This window comes from Mesorhizobium sp. M7A.F.Ca.CA.004.06.1.1 (assembly GCF_003999135.1).
Lineage (GTDB): Bacteria > Pseudomonadota > Alphaproteobacteria > Rhizobiales > Rhizobiaceae > Mesorhizobium.
In genome coordinates this window covers 1-6,731 of record NZ_RZPQ01000279.1, presented here as the reverse complement: position 1 = coordinate 6,731, position 6,731 = coordinate 1, and the positions used below count along the sequence as shown (strand labels likewise).

Sequence of the window (6,731 nt, the reverse complement as noted above, 5' to 3'; positions counted from 1 at the left end):
GCGGTACTGCTGCTTGGCCGCACCCCGTTCGGACGACGCGTCTACGGCATCGGCAATGGGCTACGCGCGGCGCGCTTGTCGGGCATCGGCGTCGAGCGCACGCTGATCCTGGTCTATATGCTTTCGGCCGTCTGCGCGGCTGTTGTCGGCATCATGCTGACCGGCTTTTCGGGTCAGGCAAGCCTTGGCATGGGCGACGACTACCTGTTGCCGTCGATCGCTGTGGTGGTGGTCGGCGGCGCGCTGATCACCGGCGGACGCGGCCACTATCTCGGCATGCTCGGCGGCGTGTTGTTGCTGACCGCACTGCAGATGCTGCTCGCCGGCACCACGCTTCCCTATGCCACGAGGGCAATTCTTTACGGACTGGTCGTTCTGGGCGCCGTCATGGCGCTGCGCGAACGGCGGCTGCAATGAGAAGGACAGGACCATGAGCACAAGGGCGCCGGCATCGGCGGACGAATTTTTGACCGGGCTGAAAGGCCAGCGCGTGCTGGTCACGGCGGGCGCCGGCGGCATCGGGTTTGCCATAGCCGACACGCTGTCACGCCTCGGCGCTCGCATCGTCGTCTGCGATGTTTCCGACGAGGCGTTGGCCGCTGCTCCCGGCAAGATCGACCTTGTCGCTGCGGTCAAGGCCGATGTCTCGCGCGACGAGGATGTCGACCGCCTGTTCGAGGCGGTCGAGAAAAAACTCGGCGGGCTCGATGCGTTGATCAACAATGCCGGCATTGCCGGGCCGACAGGCGGTGTCGACGAGATCGACCCTTCCGACTGGCGGCGCTGCATCGACATCTGCCTGACCGGCCAGTTCCTGTGCGCTCGGCGCGCCGTGCCGCTGATCAAGGCGGCGGGCGGTGGTTCGATCGTCTCGATGTCGTCTGCCGCCGGCCGCCATGGCTACGCCTTCCGCACACCCTATTCGGCGGCCAAGTTCGGTGTCATCGGTTTCACGCAGAGTCTCGCCAAGGAGCTCGGACCGCACGCCATCAGGGTCAACGCCATCCTGCCCGGCATCATCGAGGGGCCCCGCATCGAAGGTGTTATCTCGGCGCGCGCCAAGCAGGTCGGCATCAGCCACGAAGAGATGACGGATCGTTATCTCCAAAACATCTCGCTGCGCCGCATGACCAGCCCCTATGATGTGGCGTCGATGGTCGCCTTCCTGCTCTCCGATGCGGGGATCAACATTTCCGGCCAGTCGCTCGGCGTCGACGGCAATGTCGAAACACTTTGAGGAGCCTATCCATGGCCAATGTCGCAATTGTCGGAAGCGGGTTCATCGGGCGGGCCTGGGCAATCAGCTTTGCCCGCGCCGGCCATGATGTGCGGATGTGGGACCAGTTGCCCACTGCCACGGGTGGCGCCCGCGACTACATTGCCGGCGTGCTCGGTGATCTCGCCCGGAACGACCTGTTGCGGGGACAGGCGGTCGACGCCGTGCTCGGCCGGATCACCATTGTCGCCGAGCTGGCAGAGGCGCTGGCTGGTGCGGTCCATATCCAGGAGAACACGCCTGAAAACCTCGAGGTGAAGCGGGAGGTGTTCTCGCTGATCGACAGCCTTGCCGATCCGCAAACAGTCATCGCCAGTTCCACCTCGGCGCTGTTGCCGTCGAAATTCACCGACCATCTGCAAGGGCGGCAGCGCTGCCTGGTCGTGCATCCGATCAACCCGCCCTATCTCATTCCGGCGGCCGAAATCGTGCCGGCGCCATGGACGTCCGCCGAGACGGTCGAGACAACCCGCGCCTTCCTCATCGACGCCGGTCATGCGCCCCTGGTGATGAACCGCGAACTCGACGGCTTCATCATGAACCGCCTGCAAGGCGCATTGCTGGAGGAGGCTTTCCGGCTTGTCGCCGACGGCTACGCCAGTGTCGAGGATGTCGACATCGGCATCCGCGACGGGCTGGCGCTGCGCTGGTCGTTCATGGGTCCATTCGAGACCATCGATCTCAATGCGCCTGGCGGCGTGCGCGACTATGTCGAGCGTTATCAGGGCATCTATTCCAACATCTTTCCCCAGACGCAGCGACGCGTCGACTGGGCCGGCAAGGTCATCGACACGGTCGAGGCTGATCGCCGCAAGCGACTGCCACAGCAAAGCCTGGGCGACCGGCAGGTGTGGCGTGACCGCCGGCTCATGGCGCTCGCCGCCCACAAGAGAAAATCGGATCAGGAGTTCGGAGAATGACGCAAACCAGCCGCAAGCCGGGGCCTGCACAGACCAAGGGCAAGGTCATCATCACCTGCGCGGTGACAGGTGCCATCCACACGCCGACGATGTCGCCTTATCTGCCGATCACGCCAGACCAGATCGCCTCGGAGGCGATCGCGGCTGCCGAAGCCGGTGCCGCAATCCTGCATCTGCATGCGCGCGATCCGGAAACCGGCAAGCCCGACCAGACGCCGGAGGCCTTCGCTCGCTTCCTGCCGCGCGTCAAGCAAGGCACCAACGCCGCCATCAACATCACCACCGGTGGCAGCCCGTACATGAAGGTCGAGGAGCGCGTGCGCCCGGCCGCCCAGTTCAAACCGGAAGTCGCCTCGCTCAATATGGGCTCGATCAATTTCGGGCTCTATCACCTCGCCGACAAATACGAGACCTTCAAATTCGACTGGGAAAAGCCGCATCTGGAAGCGACCCGCGACCTCGTCTTTCGCAACTCGTTCAAGGACATCGAGTACATCCTGGCGACCTGCTACGACAACGGCACGCGCTTCGAGTTCGAGTGCTACGACATCGCCCATCTCTACAACCTCTCGCACTTCGCCGACCGCGGGCTGGTGAAGCCGCCTTTCTTCGTGCAGTCGGTGTTCGGACTGCTCGGCGGCATCGGCACCCATCCCGAAGACGTCGCCCATATGAAGCGCACTGCCGACCGGCTGTTCGGCGACCAGTTCCGCTGGTCGGTTCTCGGCGCTGGCGCCAGCCAGCTGCGCATAGCCGCGCAATCGGCAGCGCTTGGCGGCAACATCCGAGTCGGGCTGGAGGACAGTCTGTGGGCAGGCAAGGGCAAGCTTGCCAAATCGAACGCCGAGCAGGTCTTGCTGGCCCGCAAGATCATCGAAGGGCTCGGCATGGAGGTGGCGACGCCCGACGAGGCACGCGAAATCCTGTCATTGAAAGGCGGCGACAAGGTCGCTTTCTGAGGCGGCCCGAACAATCGCCGCGAGACGCAAAAACGGAGGAGGACGGCATGAAGATCGAAGTCGTGGTGGACGTGAAGACCACGCTGGGCGAAGGACCGCTGTGGGACGTCGAACAGGAACGACTCTACTGGATCGACAGCTTCGACGGGCGCGTGTTTCGGGCGACCGCCGACGGACGCGAGATCCGGTCATGGGATGTGCCGATGAAGATCGGCTCGATGGCGCTGCGCAAGGACGGTAGCGGCGCCGTGGTGTCGCTGCAGCGCGGTTTCCATCTGCTCGATTTCGCCTCCGGCGATGTGACGCTGATCCACGATCCCGAGCCGGACAAGCCGATGAACCGGCTCAACGACGGCAAGGTTGACCGGCGCGGCCGCTTCTTCGCTGGCTCCATGGACACGATGGAAGAGGGGCCGTCCGGCGGGCTCTACCGGCTCGATCCGGATTTCTCCGTCACCCGGATCGATTCCGGCATCATCTGTTCCAACGGTCCATGCTGGAGCCCCGACGACCGCACCTTCTATTTCGCCGACACCTGGACCGGCGAGATATGGGCCTACGACTACGACATCGCCACCGGTGTCGCCACCAACAGGCGTACCTTCGTGCGCGTCGACACGAGCCGGGGCGGTGCGGCGGACGGCTCGACCGTCGATGCCGAGGGCTATCTGTGGAATGCGCTGGTCTATGACGGCCGACTGATCCGCTACGCCCCCGATGGCAGCATCGATCGCATCATCGACATGCCGGTCAAGAAGATCACCAGCGTCATGTTCGGCGGACCGAAGCTCGACACCCTCTACGTCACCTCGATGGCCAAGCCGCCGCTACCCCGTTTTCCCGGCGACGGCGTTTTGCGCGGTAGCCTGTTCGCCATCACGGGCCTTGGCATCAAAGGCGTTGCGGAACCGCGCTTCGGCGGCTGACGCCAGGCAAGCGAAGCGCCCGTAGCATACGCGCATCAGGCCTTGGCGCGCAGGAATCCCTCATTAAGAATGTGGCAGCACGTCCGAGGCGTCTGCTCTTCACCCAATGGCACAATGAGCGGTCGACGGATCATTGGCCAAAGAGGTCCGGGCGGGCCACGTTGAGCCGTTGAACCGTGCGAAGCACTTCGCGCAAATGCGCCGCCATACGCGCGCCTGCCTGCTTTGCCTCGCCGGTCTCCACGGCCTCGAAGATCGCCACATGCTGAGCGAGCAGCGTTTCGAGGTGGCCGGGCTCTGGCAGGCTCAGATAGCGCACACGGTCCATCTGCAGCTTGACCACCTGGATCACCCGCCAGCTCTTGGGCAGGCCGGCCTCTTCGCAAAGGCTGCGATGGAAGCCCTCGTCGAGCTCGAGAAAAAGCTCGCGGTCGCCCTCGGCCACTGCCTTGGCCTGCTGGGCAAGGTTCACCCTGCCTGCCGCGATGAAGGCGCTCGAACCGTGGCCGGCCAGCTTCTGCACGACGGAGACTTCGAGTGCCTCGCGAATGAACTGCGCTTCCTCGACGTCACTCAGGCGGATCGGCGCGACGAAGCTGCCGCGTTGCGGCAGGATGTCGATCAGCCCTTCATCGGCAAGCCGGATCAGCGCCTCGCGCACCGGTGTACGGCTGACACCGAGCTGCTGGGCGAGGTCCTGTTCGCTGAGCGCCTCCGACGGCAACATCGCCAGCGTCGTGATGGCGCGGCGCAGGCGCTCGTAGATCTGCGGCGAGATCGGCATGCGATTGTTGACCGGCTCCAGCACCCGCGAGGGGTCGCGCTGACCGGCGTTCTTCAGCCTGGCAGCATTGCCTGAAAACCTGGTCGCCCCCGAAAGCTTGGTCCCCATGACGAATCCGTTGCTGTGAATGGCGCTGCACTGCTCCGGTCATGACACCACGCACGTCCCAACTCAAGCGGCAAGCAGGATTGACGCTGTATTGACATACTACCATGGTAGTGTGTATGACGCCGGCAGGCTAGGGGGAGAGGAGCCGGCATGAAGATCACGGACATCAAGGCGACCACCATCACCGTTCCGCTGGAAGCAGCATTGCGGCACAGCAACGGTACGCATTGGGGACGCTTTGTCCGCACCGTGGTCGAGGTCGAAACCGACGAAGGCATTGTTGGGCTCGGCGAGATGGGCGGTGGCGGCGCCGGCGCCGAACTCGCTTTCGCCGGGCTGAAATCCTACCTGGTCGGCCATGACCCTTTCGATCTCAACCGGATGCGCTATGCCATCTGCAATCCGACGGCGTCGCTCTACAACAATCGCACGCAGCTCCACGCAGCGCTGGAATTCGCCTGTCTCGACATTATCGGCAAGAAGCTCGGCGTGCCGGTCTACCAATTGCTTGGCGGGCGCGTGCGCGACCGGATCGGCTTCGCCTCCTATCTGTTCTTCCGTTATGCCGACCGCCGCAGCGGCAAGGGAGAGGTCCGCACCATCGATCAATTGCTCGAGCATGCCCGCGCGCTCAAGGCCGAACATGGTTTTCACGCCCACAAGCTCAAGGCCGGCGTGTTTCACCCCGACTATGAGCTGGAGTGTTTCAGGGCGCTCGCCGCCGAATTTCCTGCCGACACGCTGCGCTACGATCCGAACGCCGCCCTGTCGGTCGAAGAGGCGCTGCGTTTCGGCCAAGCCATTTCCGATCTCAGGAACGACTATTTCGAGGATCCGACCTGGGGCCTTGCCGGCATGCGCCGCTTGCGCGAGAAGCTCTCCATCCCGCTGGCCACCAACACCATCGTCATCGATTTCGAACAGCTCGCCACCAATGTGCGCGACCCTGCGGTTGACGTGATCCTGCTCGACACCACCTTCTGGGGCGGCATCCGCGCCTGCGTGCGCGCCGCGCAGATCTGCGACACGTTCGGTCTCGGTATTGCGGTGCATTCCTCTGGCGAACTCGGCATCCAGCTCGCCACCATGCTGCATCTTGGCGCTGTGCTGCCCAACCTGGTCTTCACCGCCGACGCGCATTATCACCACCTTGCCGACGACATCATCATCGGCGGCAAGATGCCCTACGAGAATGGTGCGATCGCGGTGCCGGAGGCACCGGGCCTCGGTGTCGAGCTCGATCGTGACAAACTCGCCACCTATGCCGAGCTCTATCGCTCGCTGGGCGGCTATGCCTACGACCGCGATCCCGGCCGTCCGGGCTGGTATCCGCTGCTGCCCAACACGAATTTCGCCGACCATTTGAACGATGCCGTGCCTGATCTCGGGCTGGGCTGAGATTTTTCGTTCGAAAGGATCGGCGGGAGGACGCTATGACTTTCAACCGGAGGAGAACAACAATGAGCAGGACCACAGCCTTATTCATTGCAGCCATGCTCGGCTGCACCAGCTTTGCAGCGCTGGACGCGCGCGCCGATGAAGGCGTCGCCAAGGGCGACACTTCGGCCAAGAAGATCGCCTTCAGCAATTCCTACGCCGGCAATTCCTTCCGCCAGGTGATGATCAAGAGCTTCGAGGAAATGGGCGCCAAGGCCGTGGCCGACAAGCAGATCGCCGCAACAGCCGTCGTCAGCTCGAACAATTCGGTGACCGAACAGGCCAGCCAGATCGAGAACCTGATCCTGCAGGGCTACGACG

Annotated in this window: 6 protein-coding genes and 2 pseudogenes; 7 read left to right on the top strand and 1 reads right to left on the bottom strand. The window is 63.7% G+C overall.

All coding sequences use genetic code 11. From position 1 onward, the window contains the following. From EN906_RS17670 to EN906_RS17650, 5 genes and pseudogenes are all read left to right on the top strand, one after another. Positions 1 to 417: pseudogene (locus EN906_RS17670) on the top strand (ABC transporter permease); the annotation flags it as partial. Positions 418 to 430: 13 nt separating this feature from the next. Further along, a complete protein-coding gene (locus EN906_RS17665) occupies positions 431 to 1,237 on the top strand; it encodes an SDR family oxidoreductase (protein ID WP_027036215.1) in 807 nt (268 codons plus the stop codon). A gap of 11 nt (positions 1,238 to 1,248) precedes the next feature. Then, positions 1,249 to 2,196 (top strand): 3-hydroxyacyl-CoA dehydrogenase, encoded by a 948-nt coding sequence (locus EN906_RS17660; RefSeq protein WP_127268275.1) that lies wholly within the window; start codon positions 1,249 to 1,251, stop codon positions 2,194 to 2,196. Then, positions 2,193 to 3,155, top strand: coding sequence for a 3-keto-5-aminohexanoate cleavage protein (locus tag EN906_RS17655; RefSeq protein ID WP_127268274.1), 963 nt, complete (start codon positions 2,193 to 2,195; stop codon positions 3,153 to 3,155). The genes EN906_RS17660 and EN906_RS17655 overlap by 4 nt, the downstream gene beginning before the upstream one ends. Positions 3,156 to 3,202: 47 nt before the next feature. Continuing rightward, positions 3,203 to 4,081, top strand: coding sequence for an SMP-30/gluconolactonase/LRE family protein (locus tag EN906_RS17650; protein WP_127268273.1), 879 nt, complete (start codon positions 3,203 to 3,205; stop codon positions 4,079 to 4,081). Between the two features lie 130 nt (positions 4,082 to 4,211). Here EN906_RS17650 and EN906_RS17645 read toward each other — a convergent pair whose 3' ends face one another. Continuing rightward, complete coding sequence (locus tag EN906_RS17645) at positions 4,212 to 4,973, bottom strand: GntR family transcriptional regulator (RefSeq protein ID WP_127268272.1); 762 nt, start codon at positions 4,971 to 4,973, stop codon at positions 4,212 to 4,214. 150 nt (positions 4,974 to 5,123) lie between these two features. Here EN906_RS17645 and EN906_RS17640 point away from each other — a divergent pair, with 150 nt between their 5' ends. Then, positions 5,124 to 6,371, top strand: a complete 1,248-nt coding sequence (locus tag EN906_RS17640; protein WP_127268271.1) for an enolase C-terminal domain-like protein — start codon at positions 5,124 to 5,126, stop codon at positions 6,369 to 6,371. A 62-nt stretch (positions 6,372 to 6,433) separates the two neighbouring features. Continuing rightward, positions 6,434 to 6,731 (top strand): annotated as a pseudogene (locus tag EN906_RS17635) (hypothetical protein); the annotation flags it as partial.